The 18,926-nt window shown below is 69.7% G+C and carries 14 protein-coding genes; 9 read left to right on the top strand and 5 right to left on the bottom strand.

Annotated features, from left to right (window positions below; translation table 11 throughout):
• Window positions 1-1,595: anti-sigma factor family protein (locus VF697_RS33250; RefSeq protein ID WP_331101330.1), on the bottom strand; the 1,595-nt coding region annotated here is incomplete at its 3' end.
• Window positions 1,592-2,086 (bottom strand): RNA polymerase sigma factor, encoded by a 495-nt coding sequence (locus VF697_RS33255; protein WP_414641376.1) that lies wholly within the window; start codon window positions 2,084-2,086, stop codon window positions 1,592-1,594. The genes VF697_RS33250 and VF697_RS33255, both read right to left, overlap by 4 nt.
• A gap of 211 nt (window positions 2,087-2,297) precedes the next feature.
• On the opposite strand from VF697_RS33255, the gene VF697_RS33260 reads away from it, so the two are divergent.
• From VF697_RS33260 to VF697_RS33270, 3 genes are read left to right on the top strand one after another with little or no spacing between them, the layout of a single operon-like run.
• Window positions 2,298-3,263 (top strand): ABC transporter substrate-binding protein, encoded by a 966-nt coding sequence (locus VF697_RS33260; RefSeq protein WP_331101334.1) that lies wholly within the window; start codon window positions 2,298-2,300, stop codon window positions 3,261-3,263.
• The gene (locus VF697_RS33265; protein WP_331101335.1) at window positions 3,260-5,137 is read left to right on the top strand and encodes an ATP-binding protein; all 1,878 of its coding nucleotides are present in this window, start codon (window positions 3,260-3,262) and stop codon (window positions 5,135-5,137) included. Before VF697_RS33260 ends, VF697_RS33265 begins: the two co-directional genes overlap by 4 nt.
• A 12-nt stretch (window positions 5,138-5,149) precedes the next feature.
• On the top strand, window positions 5,150-6,316 hold the full coding sequence (locus VF697_RS33270; protein WP_331101352.1) for a hypothetical protein: 1,167 nt from the start codon (window positions 5,150-5,152) through the stop codon (window positions 6,314-6,316).
• A 68-nt stretch (window positions 6,317-6,384) separates the two neighbouring features.
• On the opposite strand, the gene VF697_RS33275 is transcribed toward VF697_RS33270, so the two are convergent.
• A complete protein-coding gene (locus VF697_RS33275; RefSeq protein ID WP_331101337.1) occupies window positions 6,385-6,648 on the bottom strand; it encodes a hypothetical protein in 264 nt (87 codons plus the stop codon).
• A gap of 305 nt (window positions 6,649-6,953) precedes the next feature.
• Here VF697_RS33275 and VF697_RS33280 point away from each other — a divergent pair, with 305 nt between their 5' ends.
• The 5 genes from VF697_RS33280 to VF697_RS33300 all read left to right on the top strand — a co-directional run bounded on the left by VF697_RS33280 (window position 6,954) and on the right by VF697_RS33300 (window position 13,040).
• The gene (locus VF697_RS33280) at window positions 6,954-7,931 is read left to right on the top strand and encodes a HAMP domain-containing sensor histidine kinase (RefSeq protein WP_331101339.1); all 978 of its coding nucleotides are present in this window, start codon (window positions 6,954-6,956) and stop codon (window positions 7,929-7,931) included.
• A gap of 5 nt (window positions 7,932-7,936) precedes the next feature.
• Window positions 7,937-9,382, top strand: a complete 1,446-nt coding sequence (locus VF697_RS33285) for a sigma-54 dependent transcriptional regulator (RefSeq protein WP_331101341.1) — start codon at window positions 7,937-7,939, stop codon at window positions 9,380-9,382.
• Between the two features lie 274 nt (window positions 9,383-9,656).
• Complete coding sequence (gene mrpC / locus VF697_RS33290; protein WP_331101342.1) at window positions 9,657-10,403, top strand: Crp/Fnr family transcriptional regulator MrpC; 747 nt, start codon at window positions 9,657-9,659, stop codon at window positions 10,401-10,403.
• A gap of 228 nt (window positions 10,404-10,631) precedes the next feature.
• Entirely contained in the window at window positions 10,632-12,488 is a 1,857-nt protein-coding gene (locus tag VF697_RS33295; RefSeq protein ID WP_331101343.1) for a MutS-related protein, read from the top strand.
• 90 nt (window positions 12,489-12,578) lie between these two features.
• Window positions 12,579-13,040 carry a hypothetical protein gene (locus VF697_RS33300; RefSeq protein ID WP_331101344.1) on the top strand — a complete coding sequence of 154 codons (462 nt, stop codon included), beginning with the start codon at window positions 12,579-12,581 and terminating at the stop codon, window positions 13,038-13,040.
• A gap of 79 nt (window positions 13,041-13,119) precedes the next feature.
• On the opposite strand, the gene VF697_RS33305 is transcribed toward VF697_RS33300, so the two are convergent.
• Entirely contained in the window at window positions 13,120-14,292 is a 1,173-nt protein-coding gene (locus tag VF697_RS33305; protein WP_331101346.1) for a thiolase family protein, read from the bottom strand.
• 81 nt (window positions 14,293-14,373) lie between these two features.
• On the bottom strand, window positions 14,374-16,764 hold the full coding sequence (locus VF697_RS33310) for a 3-hydroxyacyl-CoA dehydrogenase/enoyl-CoA hydratase family protein (RefSeq protein WP_331101348.1): 2,391 nt from the start codon (window positions 16,762-16,764) through the stop codon (window positions 14,374-14,376).
• A 117-nt stretch (window positions 16,765-16,881) separates the two neighbouring features.
• On the opposite strand from VF697_RS33310, the gene VF697_RS33315 reads away from it, so the two are divergent.
• Window positions 16,882-18,636, top strand: coding sequence for a M1 family metallopeptidase (locus VF697_RS33315; RefSeq protein WP_331101350.1), 1,755 nt, complete (start codon window positions 16,882-16,884; stop codon window positions 18,634-18,636).
• Window positions 18,637-18,926 lie beyond the last annotated feature (290 nt).

An 18,926-nucleotide genomic window follows, 5' to 3' on the forward strand; every position in this document is an offset into this window, starting at 1 on the left:
AGCGCGGGGGCGTTGCCGAGGCGCGCGCTCTCGCCCAGCAGCTGGATGAACTGGAGCTCCAGTCCGGCATCGCCCAGGGCCCGTGCCCGATTCAGGCCGCGCAGGGCCCGCTCGCGCGCCTCGGCCGGCTTCTTCTCCGCGAGGGAGACGCGGCTCGCCAGCGCCTCCATCTCGACACAGCGCGAGTCGAGCCGCTGCTGCTCACACGTGGGCAGCGCCGCCACCAGCGTGGCCCGGGCCTCGGCGAGCTGGCCCGCGGCGAGCTGGCCCCGGGCGCGATGGAGCTCCGCGTTCGCCGCGAACCAGGGGTCACCCACCTCGCGCGCGGCGGCCTCGTACTCCGGCAGCCGCGCGGGAAGCTGGGTCATCAGGGGCAGCGCGCCCAGGAGCAGATCCTGCTGGCCCGCGGCCTGGAGCTGCTGGAGCCAGGCCTCGGCCTCGGCCGGAGCGAGCTGCCCCGCGAGCACCTTCGTGAAGGTGGCGGCCAGAGGACCTCGCTTCCGGAAGTCGCGCCGCGCCGTGTCCTCGACGTACTTCTGGAGCACGCCGTTGCCCTGGAGGGCATCCAGTTCCCGTGCCACCGGGAGCAGCGCGCGCACCCGCTCGGCGGTGGGCGAGGACCAGGCGGCCAGGTACAGGTACCCGCGCACGAGCGACGGCGCATCACGCACAGTGCCCTCGGGAAGCGGCGTCCCCTGCTCCACCAGCGCCCTGCCCGCGCGCCCCGCGGCTTCCCAGCGGCCGCGGCGCTCCCGCCCCTGTCGCTCGAGGGCGTCGGCGCGCTCCCGGGCCTCCTCGCTCCAACCGGGCTCCCCGAGGGCCGCCACCTGACGGAAGCTCTCCGCCGCGAGCGACTCCAGCCCCAGCTCCCGCAGCACGAGGCCCCGGTTCCACAGCGCCTGCGGGTGCTTCGGCGTCTTCTCCAGCACCCCGTCGAGAAGCGTGAGCGCCTGCTCCAGCTCTCCTTTAGAGAGGGCCAGCACCGCGCGATCGCACTCCACGTCCGGCGAGCCGCTCGCCTGTTGGAGGTAGGAGACGGCCTGCTCGCGGTCGCCGCCCAGCAGCGCGCCGATGGCGAGGCCGTGGAAGTCCCCCTTCTCCTCCATGCGCGTCAGCGTCTTGAGCGGCACCGTCTCGCGGGGCTGCTCGTTGCCGGAGCGCATCACGCCATAGGGGCGGTAACCGGCCGCGCCCTCGTAGCTGAGCCGGGCCTCCAGCGAGCGCGTGGGCGCGAGCGCCAGCGCCTCGGAGGACACCGTCCCGGGCATGTCCTTTCCGGGCCCGGACAGCACGGCCAGGGTGACGGCCGCGGCGAGCGAGCCTCCCAGTGCCACGGCCAGTCCCACCCGGCGGCGGCTCCAGGCGGGGCGGAAGGCGCGCGACGGCGGCGCGGTGGGCTCCACGGGGCGCATGGGGAGGGTGGCACCCTGCTCGGACAACTGGGAGCCGAGCACCTGGAGCTGGAGGATGTCGTCCAGCTCTGTCTGGCAGCGCTCGCAGGTGCCCAGGTGGTCGCGGAAGGCCTCGGCCTCGGCGGGCTCCAGCTCGCCGTCCGCGAAGGCATGCACGTTGTCGTGGATGTCGATGTCGCTCACGCTTCGGCCTCCTGCCGGGTGGGCATCAGCACCTCACGCAGCTTGCGGCGGGCCCGGATGAGACGAGTCCCCACGGTGGCCTTGGGGATGCCGAGCCGCTCGGCGATCTCGATGTAGGAGCGGCCCTCGATGGCGTGGAGCTGGTACACCACGCGGAACTCCTCGGGGATGCGCGCCAGCGCGGTCCGCAGTTGCTCGGGACCGATGGCGGCCCAGGCCGGGGCGTCATCCTCCACGGGAGCGGCGACGCGCTCCTGCACGTCCTCGACGGAGACATCGGCGCGGCGCTCGCGAGTCCGGGAGCGGCAGCGGTCGATGAAGAGGTGGTGGAGGATGGTGAACAGCCAGGCCTGGGCGTTGGTCCCCTCGCGGAAGCGGTCGAGCTTGAGCAGCGCGCGCTCGAAGGTGTCCTGCACCAGGTCGCGCGCGTCGGTGGGGTTGCCGCACAGGTGCATGGCCTTGGCCAGCAGGACGGCCTCGTATTGCCGCACGAGGGCGGCCAACGCCTGGCTGTCAGGGGGGGGGCAGATGCCACGCGGGCAGCCTGGACCGGCCGGTCCCAGCCCGTCAAGGCAGGCGGCGGGGGGGGCCAGGCGAAGCGTGGGAGGGAGAGGGCATTCATTCGGGATGAGAAACGGCGGGGCGAGCGGATCTTCCCGGCGGGAAAACAACCGCCCCACTTGATACGCTCGGCCCGTCCCAATGAACGCGCTGCGACGACAGGGCTGGCTGCTGACGACGGTCCTGCTGATGGTGTCCGCCTGCACTCCGGCGCCCGAGCCCCGGCTCCGGGTGGGAACGATTCCCTGGCCCGGCTACGAGCCCCTCTTCCTCGGCCGGGAGCTGGGCCTGTTCCCCTCCCAGCGTGTCCACCTGGTGGAGTACGTGTCTTCCGCACAGGTCGTCCGGGCATTTCGCAACGGCGCCATCGACGCCATGACCGCCAGCCTCGAGGAGGTGCTCCTCTTCGAGCAGCTCGGCCATGAGCCGCAGGTGGTGCTGGTGCTCGACGGCTCGAACGGAGCGGACTGCGTGATGGCGCGGCCCGAGGTGGACGGGCTCGCCGGGCTCGAGGGCCGGCGGATTGGCTCCGAGGACTCGACGCTCGGCCTGTACATGCTCAGCCGCGTGCTGGAGAAGTCCGGGCTGAAGCGCGAGGACGTGCGCCTGGACATCCAACCGCTGGAGACCCATGTGGAGGCCTACCAGCGGGGCGCGCTGGACGCGGTGGTGACCTTCGAACCGTACTGTCGGCGGTTGGCGGACGTGGGCGCGCGCAGGCTCTTCGACAGCTCGAACATCCCCGGGGAGATCGTCGACGTCCTGATCGTCCGCAAACAGTTCATCGAGGCCCACCCCGAGCAGGTCGACGCGCTGCTGCGCGGCTGGTTCGCCACGCTCGCCTGGGCCCGGAAGCACCCCCAGGAGAGCGCGAGCCGGATGGCGCGGCGGCTGGGCATGGACGCGCAACGGTTCAGCGAGGCCCTGTCGGGCATCCACCTCATGGACGAGCGCGATCAGCACGCCCAGCTCACCGGTGCCCCACCCCGCCTGCAGGAGAGCATCGAGCGGCTGGGGGACATGCTGCGGCGCCACGAGCTGCTGTCGGAGCGGCCGAGCGCCACGCGGATCCTCAACGCCTCGCCGCTGCTGCGGGTGGCGCCGTGAGCACCCCGGTGGAGGTCCGGCGCGCGGGGTGGCACCGGCTCCTGTCGATGCGGGTGCTCGTCCCGCTGCTGCTGCTCGCCTACGCGTGCTTCTTCGGCCTCTACACCCTGCACCGCGACGTGGAGCTGCGGGAGCAGCAGGTGGAGGAGCACGTGAGCGAGGAAGTGACCCTGCGGATGACGCACCTGCAGGGGACACTCGAGCACCTGCTGCGCACCGAGCAGCTCGAGGCGGCGCGCGAGGAGGTCTCGGGCCTGGGGTCCAATCCCGAGCTGCGGGTGGGGCTGCTCCTCGATGACCAGCAGACGGTGCTGGCCTCCACCCGGCTCGCGCTCCTCGGGCGGCCAGGACAGGAGGCCTGGCCGGAGCTCACCAGCCCCGAGGCCCTCGAACGCATGGCGGCCGTCCGGCGGAGCCTGAGCGGGGACGTCCAGGTCAGCGCGGATGGCAGGCAGGTGGTGGGCTACTATCCGATCGCCCTCGACACGGTGACCCAGGGGCGCCGGGTGGGCCTCCTCTACCTCCAGCAAGACCTCACCCGGCTCAAGACGGCCCAGCGCTACCGGGCCGAGCGCTCCGCGCTGCGCGCGAGCCTCCTGCTGGGACTCGTCGCCGGGCTGATGGGGCTCGTCTTCCACTTCGTCCTGGGGCAGCGCGTGCGGCGCCTGGAGTCCGCCGCCTACCGGCTCGCCGGAGGGGAGCTGGACGTGCGTGCGGGGCTGCGGGGAATGGACGAGCTGGGGACGCTGGGCCGCGCCTTCGACGAGATGGCGGAGCGGATCAGCCAGAACCAGGAGGCCCTGCTGCGCTCAGAGGAGAGCTTCCGCACCCTCATCGAGCGGACGCCGGACGCCATCTTCGTCCACCGCGAGGACACGCTGCTCTTCGCCAATCCCGCGGCCGTCGCCCTGCTGGGCCACGCGCACGCGGAGGCGCTCCAGGGCCGGAAGCTGGAGGAACTGCTGCTCCCCGGGGAGCTCGACGCGTTCGTCGAGCCATCCGAGGTCGGCGCCGCCCGGGAGGTCCACTTCCGGCACCGCGTGGGCCACGAGGTGGTGGGTGAGGTGGTGACGTTCTCCGTCCCCTTCGACGGCGAGCCTGCGGTGGTGTCCATCGCGCGCGACATCACCGAGCGCAAGCAGGTGCAGGAGAAGCTGCGCTCCACGGACAAGATGGTGTCGCTGGGCACGCTCGCCGCGGGCGTGGCCCACGAGCTCAACAACCCCATCTCCTACGTGCTGAGCAACCTGCGCTACGCGGTGGACGAGCTGGGCGGGACGGACAAGCCCCTCGACGGCGAGCAGGTGAAGGAGATCCGACAGGCGCTCCAGGAGGCGATGGAGGGCGGCGAGCGCATGCGCCACATCGTGCGCGACCTGCGGGGCTTCGCGCGCAGGGAGGACGAGCGGTACGGCCCGGTGGACATCCACGCGGTGCTTGACTCGTGCGCGAGCCTCGCGCGCAGTGAGATCCGCCACCGCGCGCAGTTGGAGAAGGCGTACGAGACGCTGCCGCCCGTGCTCGGCAACGAGTCCCGGCTCGGGCAGGTCTTCCTCAACCTGCTCGTCAACGCGGCCCAGGCCATCCCCGAGGGCGACGCGAAGGGGCACAAGGTCCGCCTGACCACCGCGCGCTCCGAGGAGGGGTGGGTGGTCATCTCGGTGGAGGACACGGGGACGGGGATCGCCCCGGAGAACCTCCAGCGGCTCTTCAAGCCCTTCTTCACCACCAAGCCGGTGGGGGTGGGGACCGGGCTGGGGCTCTCCATCTGCCACGGCATCGTCACGGCGATGGGCGGACGCATCGAGGTGTCGAGCGAGCTCGGCAAAGGCACCACCTTCCGCGTCTTCATGCCGGTGGCCGAGAAGCGCTAGACTCCCGAGGTGATGACGCCGCAGAGCCCCACCGCCGCGCTGACTCCTCCGTCCGACACCCCGGCGGGCACCCTCTCCTTCCGGGGCCTCTGGCTCTTCTCCCCCCGGATGGATGGCCTCCTGCTCCTGGTGCCCGTGGCCCTGACGGTGCTGGCCTGGGCGCTGAGCACCATGTTCGCCGAGCCCGTGTCCGGGACCGTCAACCGGATGGCCATCTGGTCGGCCCAGTACATTCTGGGCAACGGCACCCACGTGGTGCTCACCTTCCTGCTCTTCGCGGTGCACCGGGACGTGCTCACCGCCGAGCCGCGCCAGCCCCGCCTCGTGCTGCTCGGGAGCCTCGGGATGCTGGCGGTGGGGGGGCTGCTGCTCTCCCTCTATTACGTGGACATCCGGGGCCATGCCTATGTGGTGGCCGTCCTCTTCAACGTCTTCGGGCTGCACCACACCTTCTCGCAGAACAAGGGCTTCTGGGCGCTGCACATGCTGCGCGGGCACCAGGCGGGACTCCCCGCGCCCGCCCCGCTCGAGCGGCGGCTGCAGCAGGCGTTCGTCCCGCTGATGCTCACGCTGGTGCTGGTGCGCTTCTTCTTCGTCGCCGAGACGCCTCGCCCCGACGACACGCCCTACCTGGACATCCGCCAGGGCACTCCCCTGCCCCATGGCGCGCTGGCGGTGCTGCTCGGGGTGTGGCTCGGCTACTTCCTGCTGCTGTTCCGCACCGTGCTGCGCTCCGGGACGGCCAGCGGCCCCAAGGTGCTCTACCTCTTCACGGTGGCGCTCGGCACGGGCCTCACCCTGGTGGCCCCCGCCTGGGGCAACGTGATGCTGCCCGCCCTGCACGGCCTCGAGTACTACCTGCTCACCGCCCGGATGATGGAGCCGCGCCAGGGGGATGCTCCGTCCCGCGTGGGGCGCGCGTGGATCTGGCCGGTGATGGTGCTGTCCATGCTGCCGCTGGTGGCGCTGGGCGTGGTGCACCTGCTCATCTCCGGGCCCGCCCAGGGCCTGGTGAGCTCCGCGGCCGCGGACCTGAAGTCCCACGCGCTGCTGCGCGTGCTCACCACCCTGAGCTTCTCCGTGGTGCTCGCCCACTACTTCGCCGACGCCCTCATCTACCGCTTCCGCATCCCGAGCATCCGCCGCGTCATGCTGCGCCGGCTGGGCTTCGGGAGCTGAGGCCCGCAAAGACGAAGGGCGGCCCCTCTCGGGACCGCCCTCGGGCGCGACCGGGGTCGCGATGCGGACTACTGCTCCGCGTTGTTCTGACCGAAGGTCTTCAGGTCCTTCGCCTTCAGCTTGTCGGTCGCCGTCTTGGCGCCGGAGCTCACGGAGGTCTCACCGGCGAGCGCGTCGGCCGAGGCGCCGAACAGGCGGCGGATGTTGTTGCCGAACAGGGTGATGACGCCGATCGCCGCGATGGCGATCAGGGCCACGATGATGATGTACTCGGTCATACCCTGGCCACGGCGCTGCTTGCGGAGCTGCTTCTTCAGGTTCTTGGCGGTCATGGAACTCTCCTGGGGTGAGCGGGTGGCGGGGTGGCCACCACCGACGATGTGCAAAGTACCCGTCTCCCCGCCCGCCCTCTATCCGTCATCGGGAGGATGATCGCACTTCCCTCGAATTTCGCGGACTTGCGTCCTGGCGGACTTCCGGATCGGGGGGAGAGCCGACCGTCAGCTGGCGAACAGACGGGCGTCCGTCAGGGCCTCTCCCCAGGGGGGAAGAGCCCCAAGTGGCGGATTCTCCAGGGGAACCACCTCGGATGTAGGGGGACAGGAGGGGTGCTGTCTCGTTATGTTTCGCACCTGCCATGAACCTCCCCCTGCTCCAAGCCGTCCAGCTTTCATGGTCTCCCAGCCTGCGCGTGACGCGCGTGGAGGGAGCCTGTGAGACCGTGCTGCACCGTCCGGCCTCGGAGTTGAAGGACCGGCCCCTCCATGTGGTGCTGGGAACCAGCATCGAGCGCGCACGCGAGCTGGACGCCCTGGCCCGGAGCGAGGCCCGGAAGAAGGTGGAGTTCTTCTATGGAGCGCTCGGCTCGGGAGACCCGGTGCCGCTGCGGCTGGCGCTCGGGCTGGACGAGGGCGAGGCCACCGCCGCCGTGGTGGACCTGCGCACGATGCTGGAGGGGGCGCCGCCGGTGCAGCTCTCCGGGCTCGCCTCGCAGCTCAGCCACGAGCTGCGCAACCCCCTGAGCTCCGTGAAGATGGCGGTGCAGACGCTGGCGCGGAACACGGGCCTGTCCGAGAGGGACCAGCGCCGGCTGACCATCGCCAACCGGGAGATCCGCACCCTGGAGCGGATGCTGTGGCTGCTGTCCGAGTACGGCCGGGGCACCTCGCCCGTGCTGGAGCAGCACCCGCCGCGCACGCTGGTGCAGGAGGCCATGGCCATGGTGGCGCCGGAGCTGGCCGAGCGCCGCGTGGAGGTGCGCGTGGACGAGACGCCGGACGTGCCCCGGGTGAAGGTGGACGCGGCGCGGCTGCGGCCGGTGCTCGCCCAGGTGCTGCTCAACGTGGCCATGGGGCTCGCCGAGGGCAGCAACCTGGACGTGGCCATCCGCGTGGATCCGCAGGGCCGGGTGCAGCTGGTGCTGAAGGATCCCGCCGGTGACCTGTCCGAGGAGGAGCGCGCCACGCTCTTCGAACCCTTCGAGTGCCGTCTGGCGCGGGGGGCGGGGCTGACCCTGGCCGCACTGCGCCGCGTGCTGCTCCACCAGGGCGGAGACATCTCCGTCGCGTCCGGACCCGAGGCCGGAATGGTGTTCACGCTCACGTTTGCCGCCTGAAGACCATGGAGACGCTCCTCATCGTCGACGACGACATCTCGCTGCTCGAGTCCTTGAAGATGCACTTCGAGGACATCGAGCACGAAGGCTCTCCGCGTTACCAGGTGGTGACGGCGACCAGCGCCGCCCAGTGCCTGCGGGTGGCACAGGAGGTCATGCCCGGCGTCGTCATCCTCGACATGAAGCTCCCGGACCGCACGGGCCTGGACATCATCGAGGAGCTCAACAGCCTGTGCGGGGACGCGCGCATCATCCTCGTGACGGCCTTCCACGACATGGAGACCACCATCCGGGCCATGAAGGCCGGGGCTTTCGACTACATCCACAAGCCCTTCCCGGACCTGGCCGCCCTGGACATCGTGGTGTCTCGCGCCCTGGAGTACCGGCAGCTCTCGCGCCGGGCGGCCACGGTGAACGTGGAGACGGCGGTGGCGCGCCTGGGCGACATCGTGGGCACCAGCCCGTCGATGCAGCAGCTCGTCAAGGAGATTGGCAAGGTGGCCGCCAGCCGCGCCACCGTGCTCATCCACGGCGAGAGCGGCACGGGCAAGGAGCTCATCGCCCGCGTCATCCACAACTACTCCTACGACGAGCCCAAGCCCTTCATCGGCATCAACTGCTCGGCCATCGTGGACACGCTGCTGGAGAGCGAGCTGTTCGGCCACGAGAAGGGCGCCTTCACCGGCGCCAACGCCGTCAAGCAGGGCAAGTTCGAGGTGGCCGAGGACGGAACCGTCTTCCTGGATGAGATCGGCGACATGTCGCTCACGCTCCAGGCCAAGATGCTGCGCGTGCTCCAGGAGCGCGAGTTCGAGCGCGTGGGCGGCGTCAAGCGCATCAAGCTGCGCGCCCGCGTCATCGCCGCCACCCACCGCACCCTCTCCGAGGAGGTGGCGGCCGGGCGCTTCCGCGAGGATCTCTACCAGCGCCTCAAGGTGATCACGCTCCAGCTCCCCCCGCTGCGCGAGCGGCGCGACGACATCCCCTCGCTGGTGCACCACCTGCTGGAGCGCATCAACGAGAAGGTGCACAAGCGTGTCACCCGGGTGCCGCCCGAGGTGTTGGACCACCTCACGCGCCTGCCCTGGCGGGGCAACGTGCGCGAGCTGGAGAACGTGCTGACGCGCGCGGTGGTGCTCGCCCCGGGCGAGGTGCTGCTGTCGGACAACCTGCCCGCGCTCGAGCCCGCGCAGCCCGAGCACGCCAACGGCCATGGCAATGGCCATGGCAACGGCCATGGGGGCCCCACCCTCCCCAACTTCCTCGTCTCTCCCATCGCCGATCCGAGCCACATCCCGACCCTCGAGGAGGCCGAGCGGATGTTGATCGAACTGGCGATGACCGTGACCAAGGGCCACAAGGGCAAGACGTGCCAGATCCTCGGCATCAGTCGCCCCACCCTGGAGCGCAAGCTCCAGAAGTACGCCGTCCGACAGGACCAGCCGGCGTAGCCGGCGAAGGCCGCCTTTCGGACACTGTCACGCGTCCGACAACTCCCCGCACGAATTGAACGAAACGTTCAACTTGATCATACTGTTTGAACGTTCTGTTTCAGGTTTCGGACACTCGGAAGGTGAGAAAGGGGGGGTGTAGCGCCAAGTAGCCGTCATTCCAGGGTTTTTCGCGTCTTGGGAAAAGCGTTCGGGTTGGCACAAAGCTTGGAAAGGGACTGTTCCGTCCGCAGCACAGGAACCCAACCTTCAACCGCCTGCAGGAGTGCCCGCCATGCACGGTTTCAATCGCCCCCTCGGTCCCATCGGCTCCAACGTCGTTGCCCCCATCCAGACCACCTCCTCCGGGATGCTGGTCACGGCGAACAAGCTGGTTCCCGGTCAGGAGGCCATCGACTTCAAGGGCTACTTCAAGGTCGAGTCCTTCCCGCACAACTCGGTCATCTACCGCCCCGGCGACACCACGGATCGCGTCTACCTGCTCAAGACGGGCCGCGTGCGCCTGATGCGGCTGGGCAAGAACAGCTCGCGCTCGGTGGTGAGCATCCTGCGCCCCGGCGACCTCTTCGGTGAGCTCTTCCGCCCCGAGGGCACGCCCGTCGAGGAGATGGCCATCGCCTCCGGTGAGGCCGAGGTGTGGAGCATCGAGGGCCGCGACTTCCGCGCGCAGCTCGAGGCCCGCCCCGCCCTGGCGGTGGACGTGGTGCGCGCCTACGCCGAGCGCGTGCGTGCCCTGCGCAAGCGCGTGCTGGGCCTGACCTTCAAGGAAGTGCCGGCCCGTCTGGCCGACACCCTCCTCACCCTGGCCGAGGCCCACGGCGAGCGCTGCCCGCACGGCGGCGAGACCGACCTGCGCGGCATCACCCAGCAGGACCTCGCGGACCTGGTGGGCGCCTCCCGCTCGTTCGTGTCCACGCTCATCAACGAGATGAAGCGCGACGGCGTGCTGGGCAATGTGGGTCGCATCCTCTGCATCCGCGACCAGAAGGCCCTGCGCAAGATCGCCTCGAAGGAGAAGTGAGCGCCTCCGCCTGCCTCTCCCTGAGGTCTTCCCCTCTCCCCTCCGGGAGGGGGGCGGAGGTGGAGTCCTCCCCGCCGTGACGTCCCGCAGTCCCCGGCCCCTCCCCCCTGGGTGAGGAGGCCACGAGAGCCCCGGTTGCCGCCCCTCGAATGGGACTGGCGCCGGGGTTCATCATTTCGTGCAACGCGCGCGTCTCCGGGCTTGCCCTGTCCGCCCGGGCGACCCAGCATGCGCGCGCCAGTGACTACTCCGCTCCCCGAGTCCCCCTCTCCGCACTCCACGTATACCGAGCGCCGCGCCGCCGCCGAGGCGGAGCTGAAGCGGCTGGATTCGGTCAGCGCCCACTACGCCAACCTGCGCGCCCTCGTGTTCCTCGGGGGCGCGGTGGTGGTGGGCATGGTGCTCTTCAACAAGCTGCCGAAGACGGGGTGGTGGGCGGCCGGGGCGGCGCTGGCGGTGTACGGGGTGCTCGCGGTGATGCACCACCAGGTCTTCCTGCGCGAGGCGCGGCAGCGGCTGTACGTCTCGCTCAACGAGCGGGGGCTGGCACGGCTGACGCGGGGCTGGCACGACTTCGCCGAGCGGGGGGAGCGCTTCCTCACGGGCTCGCACCTGTACGCGGCGGACCTGGACGTCTTCGGGCAGGGCAGCGTCTTCCAGCTCATGAACGAAACGGCGACACGGGCGGGCGAGGAGCGGCTCGCGGCGTGGCTGTCCTGGCCGGCGCGGGCGGAGGAGGTGGTGGCGCGGCAGGGAGCGGCGCGCGAGCTGGCGCCCCGCGTGGCCTTCCGTCAGGACCTGTGCGTGGAGGCGCGCACGGTGTCGAACGAGAAGGCGGACCCGGGCCTCTTCATCCAGTGGGCGGAGAGCGGGCCGTCGCTCGCGGGCATCCGGTGGGCCCGGCCGGTGGCGGTGGTGCTGCCGCTGGTGACGCTGACGCTCTTCGTGCTGGGGCGCTTCGAGGTGGTGCCGCGGCCGCTGTGGTGGGCGGGGCTGCTGGCGCAGCTCGCGGTGGTGTGGGCGACGAAGCTTCCGCTGCGGCAGATGGAGGAGCGGATGAGCGCGGGCGAGCGCGGCTTCGTGCGCTACGCGCCCGTCTTCGAGCGGGTGGAGGGTGAACGCTTCGAGCACCCGGCGCTGCGGCGGCTCCAGGCGGGACTGCAGCACGAGGGAGAGCCGCTGGTGTCGGCGAACCTGAAGCGCTTCAGCCGGCTCTACTCGTTCGTGGAGTTCAAGCGGCACCAGTTCCACGCGGTGGTGCACCTGTTCACGCTGTGGGACATCCACGCGCTGTTCGCGCTGGAGCGGTGGCGGGAGCGGCATGGGGCTCGGGTGCGGGCCTGGTTCGAGGCGCTGGCCGAGTTGGAGGCGCTCTCGTGCGTGGCGGGGCTGGCGTTCGACCGGCCGGGCTTCCTCTGGCCCACGGTGGAGGGAGATGGGCCGAGGGTGAAGGCCCAGGGCGTGGGGCACCCGCTGCTGGACGCGCCGGTGCTGAACGACGTGGAGCTGCCGGGGCCGGGCAGCGCGCTGCTGCTCACGGGCTCCAACATGTCGGGGAAGACGACGCTGCTGCGCGCGGTGGGGTTGAACGCGGTGCTGGCGCTCGCGGGCGCACCGGTGTGCGCGCGGGCCTTCTCACTCACGCCGCTGCAGGTGCTGACGAGCATGCGGGTGAAGGACTCGCTGGAGCGGGGCGTCTCGTACTTCTACGCGGAGGTGCAGCGCATCAAGGCCGTGCTGGACGCGGCGGCGGCGGCCAAGGGGCAGGCGATGTTCCTGCTGGACGAAATCCTCCTCGGGACGAACACGCGGGAGCGGCAGATCGCCTCGCGCGAGGTGCTGCGGCTGCTGCTGGCCACGGGAGCGATCGGCGGGGTGACGACGCACGACCTCTCCCTGGCGAGCCTGGCGGACGAGTACGGCGGGAAGGTGGTGAACATGCACTTCCGCGATCACCTGGAGGAAGGAAAGATGGTGTTCGACTACCAGCTGCGGCCGGGAGTGGTGGACACCACCAACGCCCTGCGGGTGCTGCGGATGGCGGGAGTCCCGGTGGAGGACTCGGAGCGGCCTCTCGCTCAATAACACCGGGTTATCGAGCACCACCCCCGTTGTTTACTGCGAATGGACGACGCCTCCTCTAGGTTGTCCTCCGGAAACGACACCGGAGACACCATGAAGGCGTACCTGAAACTGCTCTTGGCCGCGGCTGCTTTCGGAGTGCTCGTGCACCCGCTGGGCGCGGGGGTGACGGAACTCTTCGGGCGGACGGACGCCTTCTCCTCGCTCTTCGCGGGCGGCCCCTCGAAGGCCCTGTCCCGGATGGCCTTCTTCCTCCCCTTCGCCACGGTGCCGGTGCTGGGGCTCGCGCTCCTGGTGCTCCCCCTTCGCGGCCCAGCCCGGAGATTCCCGCCCCTCCGCTGGGCGCTCGACACGGCGGTGGTGGCCGGCGCCCTGCTCTCCCTGGCGGCCCAGGTGCTCGCCTGGGTGAACGTCCGGAGCGATGCCCAGTCCGCGCTGCTCTTCATCTTCCTGCCCCTCTACGCGGGCCTCGCGGCGGGCCTGCTGGCCGGACTCGTCTTCCTCGTCGGCTACGCCGTGTGGGTTTCCCGTCAGCGCCGCGATGCCCAGAGCTGAGCGGGTATCCCGGAAACACGACGGCCCCTCCTGGAGTGCCAGGAAGGGCCGTGTGCGGTGAGAACCGGTGGGGCGGTGACTACTTCGCCAGCTCGATGAGCGCCGCGGCGCCCATGCCGCCGCCGATGCACATCGTCACCACGCCGTAGCGGCCGTTGCGGCGCTTGAGCTCGCGCAGGATGGTGGCCACCAGCCGCGTCCCGGACACGCCCAGCGGGTGACCCAGGGCGATGGCGCCGCCGTTCGGGTTCACCTTGTCCAGCGAGATGCCCAGCTCGCGGATGCAGTGCAGCGCCTGCGCGGCGAAGGCCTCGTTCAGCTCGAAGACGTCGATGTCCTCGACCTTGAGGTTGTTCTTCGCCAGCAGCTTCTTCACCGCCGGCACCGGGCCCACGCCCATGACCTCCGGCGGCACGCCGGCCACCTGGTAGTCCAGGAAGTAGCCGAGAGGCTTGATGCCGAGCTGCTGGGCCTTCTCCTCGCTCATCACCACCGCGGCGGCCGCGCCATCCGTCAGCGGCGACGCGTTACCGGCCGTCACCACGCCCTTCTGGTTGAAGGCCGGCTTGAGCTTGGCCAGCCCCTCCAGCGTGGTGTCCGGACGCAGGATGGTGTCCACCGAGACCGTCACCTGCTGGGCCTTGCCCTCCTCGTCATAGACGGTGGTGGTGACGGGGAAGATCTCCTCCTTGAACTTGCCCTGCTCGCGCGCGGTGGCCGCCCGGCGCTGGCTCTCGTAGGCGAACTTGTCCGCGTCCTCGCGCGACACCTTGTAGCGCGAGGCGATGTTCTCCGCCGTGGCGCCCATGGAGGTGTAGACCTCGGGGAACTTCTGCATGATCTCCGGGTTGGCGCTCACCTTGTTGCCACCCATGGGCACCATGGACATGGACTCGGTGCCACCGGCCACGGCGACCTGGATGGACCCCGCCTTGATGGCCTGCATCGCCTGGGCGATGGACTGCGTGCCCGACGAGCAGAAGCGGTTGATGGTCATCCCCGGCACGGTGTCCGGCAGGCCGGCGAGCAGCGCGGCGTTGCGGGCCACGTTCATCCCCTGCTCCGCCTCCGGCATGGCGCAGCCGAGAATGACGTCCTCCACCTCTTCCGGCTTCAGACCGGGGACCTGCGCGACGGCCTCCTTGATGGCGAGGGCCGCGAGCGTGTCGGGCCGGGTGTCCTTGAACTCTCCCTTGTGCGCGCGGGTGAACGGGGTGCGCACCGCGCTGGCAATCACGACTCGACTGGGCATCTGTCTGTCTCCTCGCCCGGGGAGCGACCCCCGGGCTTCAAAATCTCGAATCACGTGGGAACTAGCCGTAACGCCGCCGCCTCAGTTGCGCAGCGGCTTGCCCTTCTCGAGCATGAACATGAGCCGATCCTGGGTCTTCTCCTCGCCGCACAGGCTCAGGAAGGCCTCCAGTTCCAGCTCCAGCAGCCGCTCCTCGGTGAGCAGCACGGACGGGCTGGTGTCGCCGCCGGTGAGTACCCGCGCCAGCTTCTGGGCGATCTTCCGGTCATGCGCGGACACCTGTCCGTTGAGCTCCATGTCGTAGAGCATCATGTCGATGGTGGCGAAGCCGCTGGGCCCGGGCAGGCGGAAGCGCGTGGGCCGGGGCGCGCGGAAGCCCGCGTTGGCCAGGCCCAGCACCCGCTGCTTCGCGTCCGACAGCAGGAAGTCGCGGTTGGCGCTGATGCCGTCGTTGGCCGACAGGAAGCCCAGCTCGCGCGCCTCCTCGGCGCTGGTGGCCACCTTCGCCGTGCCAATCGCCAGGAACACCTTCTTGATGAAGGGGAACGCGTCGAAGTCCTTGTCCGCCGCGTAGGCGCCATACACGTTGCGCAAGAGCTGCATGGTGCCGCCGCCGCCGGGGATGAGGCCCACGCCCACCTCGACGAGGCCCATGTACAGCTCGGCCGAGGCCTGGATGGCGTTGCCGCCCATGGCCGACTCGGCGCCGCCGCCCAGCGTCAGGTTGAAGGGCGCCGTCACCACCGGCACCGGGCTGTAGCGCATGCGCTGGTTGGCCGCCTGGAAGCCCGCCGCCATCTTGCGGATGGCCTCGAACTCGTCGCTCTTGGCCGCCATCAGCAGCGCCATGATGTTGGCGCCCGCCGAGAAGTTCGCCCCATCGTTGCCCACGACCAGGCCGCGGAAGTTCTTCTCCGTCTCGTCCAGGGCCGTGTTCATCATCGCGATGATGTTGTCGTCGATGGAGTTCATCTTCGAGTGGAACTCCAGCAGCGTCACCCCATCCCCCATGTCCCACAGGGAGGCGGACTCATTGCCGGTGATCTTCTTGTTGCCGCGCTTGAGGTACTCCACGCGCGAGGTGCGGGCGTTCTCCGGCACCACCTTCACGGACTTGCTGGGGATGTCCCAGTAGGTGTCCTTGCCCTCGGCCACGCCGTAGAAGGACGTGCGGCCCGAGGCCACCATCTGCTCCACCCAGGCGGCGGGCTTGAGGCCCAGCTCCTTCATCCGCGCCAGGCCCTTCTGCACGCCGTAGGCATCCCAGGTCTCGAAGGGCCCGATGTCCCAGCCGAAGCCCCAGCGCATGGCGCGGTCGACGTTGACCACGTCATCGGCGATCTCCGGAATCCGGCGGCTGGCGTAGGCGAGCACGTCCAGGGTGATGCGCTCGGCGAACTTGGCGGCCTTGTCCTGGCCATTCATCACCGTGGCCACGCGCTCGCGCACGTTCTCCACGTCCTTGGCGGCGCCCAGCGACTCGAAGCGCACCTTGGCCTGCGGCCGGTACTCCAGCGACTGGAGGTCCAACGCGAGGATGTCCTTGCCCCCGGCGCTGCGGTCCTTCTTGTAGAAGCCGCCGCCGCTCTTGTCGCCGAGCATCCCCTTCTCGACCATCTTCTTGAGGAAGTCGGGGGCGGCGAAGACCTCACGCTCCTCGTCCTGGGTGAGCGTGTCGTAGCAGTTCTTCGCCACGTGGCTGAAGGTGTCCAGGCCCACGATGTCCGCGGTGCGGAAGACGGCGGACTTGGGGCGGCCCATGGCGGGGCCGAAGATCTTGTCCACCTCCTCGATGGACAGCTCCGCCTTCTGCATCTCCGAGATGGTGCGCATCATCCCGTAGGTGCCCACGCGGTTGGCGATGAAGTTGGTGGTGTCCTTGCCGTAGACGATGCCCTTGCCGAGCACCTCCTCGCCAAAGCGGTGGACGCGCTGGACTACCTCGGGGTCCGTCTCCGTGCCCGACACGAGCTCCAGGAGCTTCATGTAGCGCACGGGGTTGAAGAAGTGCGTGACGAGGAAGTTCTTGCGGAAGTCCGCGCCGCGCCCCTCCAGCATGCCCTTGATGGACAGGCCCGAGGTGTTGGAGCTGATGATGGTGCCCTTGCGCGCGTGCTGCTCCACCTTGGCGAAGGTGGCCTGCTTGACGCCCAGGTCCTCCTTCACCACCTCGATGACCCAGTCGCACTCGGCGATGCGGGCCATGTCGTCCTCGAAGTTGCCCACCTCGAGGAAGGAGAGCACCTGCTCGGACACGATGGGGCTGGGCTTCTGCTTGCGCAGGTTGGCCAGCGCCCCGAGGGCGAACTTGTTGCGGAAGGACTTGGAGGCGGTGTCCTCACCGGGTGCCGCCTTGGGCGGCACGATGTCCAGGAGGAGCGCGCGCACACCGGAGTTGGCCAGGTGCGCGGCGATGCCGCTGCCCATCACGCCCGCGCCCAGAACTGCCACTTTGCGGATCCGCGTCGTCATCGAAAGAGGCTCCCTACGTGAAAAGGATGGCAGGAGACATTGCGCCGGTTGATTCAAAAGTCAACCGGCTCTTGGGCCCCCCATGTCTCCCGGTGGAGGGTTATGGTGCGTGCCCCCATGGCCCGACTCGATCCCCACTCGTACAACGACGACACCCAACCCGAGACCGAGCGCCTCACCTGGAAAGCGCGCGTGGACTTCCATACCCGCCGCCTGCATGCCGAGGCCACACTTACCCTCCGGGAGGCCTCCGCGGGACCTCTGGATCTGGACACTCGCGAGCTGGACATCCGCGCGGTGGTGGACGCTCAGGGCAAGCCCCTGCCCTTCCTGCTCTCTCCGCCCGAGCCGATTCTCGGCAGCCGCCTGCGCGTGGAGCTGCGCCCGGGAACGAAGCAGCTCACCGTTCGCTACCGGACGTCCCCGCAGGCCAGCGCCCTGCAATGGCTGACGCCGGCGCAGACGGCGGGGGGCCAGTACCCGTACCTCTTCAGCCAGTGCCAGGCCATCCACGCACGCTCGGTGGTACCGCTCCAGGACACGCCGCGAATCCGCATCCGCTACCGGGCGGAGCTGACGGTGCCCAAGGAGCTCAAGGCGGTGATGGGCGCGGGCTTCGTCGGCCGCGAGGAGCGGGGCGTGGAGGCGGTGGAGCACTACGAGATGCCGCAGCCCATTCCGCCCTACCTGCTGGCCTTCGCGGTGGGGCGGCTGGCGGCGAAGGAGCTGGGGCCGCGCTCGCGCGTGTGGGCCGAGCCCGAGGTGCTGGAGTCGGCCGCCGAGGAGTTCGAGGACGTGGACGCCATGCTGCGCGCAGCGGAGACGCTCTTCGGAAACTATGACTGGGAGCGGTTCGACTTGCTGACCATGCCCCCGTCCTTCCCGTATGGCGGCATGGAGAACCCGCGCCTCACCTTCCTCACGCCGAGCCTGCTGGCGGGGGACAAGAGCCTGGTGAGCGTGGTGGCGCACGAGCTGGCGCACTCGTGGACGGGCAACCTCGTCACCAACGCGTCGGCCGAGCACTTCTGGCTCAACGAGGGCTTCACCGTCTTCGCCGAGCGGCGCATCGTCGAGGCGCTCTACGGACAGGAAGTGGCCCTGCTGCACGCCACGCTGGGCCGGCGCGCGCTGGAGGAGGCCGTCCACCACTTCCGCGAGCACCCGCAGCTCACCGTGCTGCGCACGCACCTGACGGGGGTGGATCCGGACGAGGCCTTCTCGCAGGTGCCCTACGAGAAGGGCTACCTCTTCCTGCGCGCGCTGGAGGACGCGGTGGGCCGGCCGGCCTTCGACGCTTTCCTGCGGCGCTACCTCGAGTCCCACCGCTTCCAGGCGCTCACCACGGAGACGTTCACGGCGTTCGTGGACAAGCACCTGCCAGGAGCGCTGGCGAAGGTGGACGCGGACGCGTACCTGAACAAGCCGGGCATCCCCGCGGGCGCGCCGGTGCCGCGCTCGGAGCGGCTGGAGCGGATTGCCCAGCTGAAGGGCAAGGTGCCCACGGCGGAGGACGTGAAGGACTGGACCCCGGCCGAGTGGCAGCTCTACATCGAGTGGCTGCCGCAGGGGACGTCGCGCGACGTGTTCCGGCAGCTCGACGAGCGCTTCCACCTCACGAAGAGCCACAACTCGGAGGTGCTGGTGGCGTGGCTGGCGGCGGCGCTCAAGGCGGGCTGGGAGCCGGCACTGGGCCGCACCGAGGCCTTCCTGGGTGAGGTGGGGCGCATGAAGTACCTCAAGCCGCTCTACGGAGCGCTGACAGCCTCTTCACAGGGCAAGGTGCTCGCGCGCAGCCTCTTCAAGCGCTACGCCGAGCGCTACCATCCCATCGCCCAAGCCGCCGTCGAATCCATCCTCAACCGCGCGTAGGCCCCACCTGGGGGCGGCGGGTTCAATTCCCGCCGCCTCCAATTCGTAGCTCCCGGGCTAGAACGACTGTGCACCGAGCGGAAGACAACAGCACAGCAAACCTGCCAACAGCCAAAACCATCCCACACACCCCAATGTCATACCTGACAACATTTAGTGGCGTTTGGTGCTCTGGGCTTTTTATCGACAGCCCCGCCCTTGTTACAGCATCCTCTCTGCTATTCGAGAAAATCTACCTGCCCAACAACATCGACTTTGTATTGGAGTTCGCCAAGCACTATAAATTCAGG

This window comes from Archangium sp., assembly GCF_036388035.1.
Lineage (GTDB): Bacteria > Myxococcota > Myxococcia > Myxococcales > Myxococcaceae > Archangium.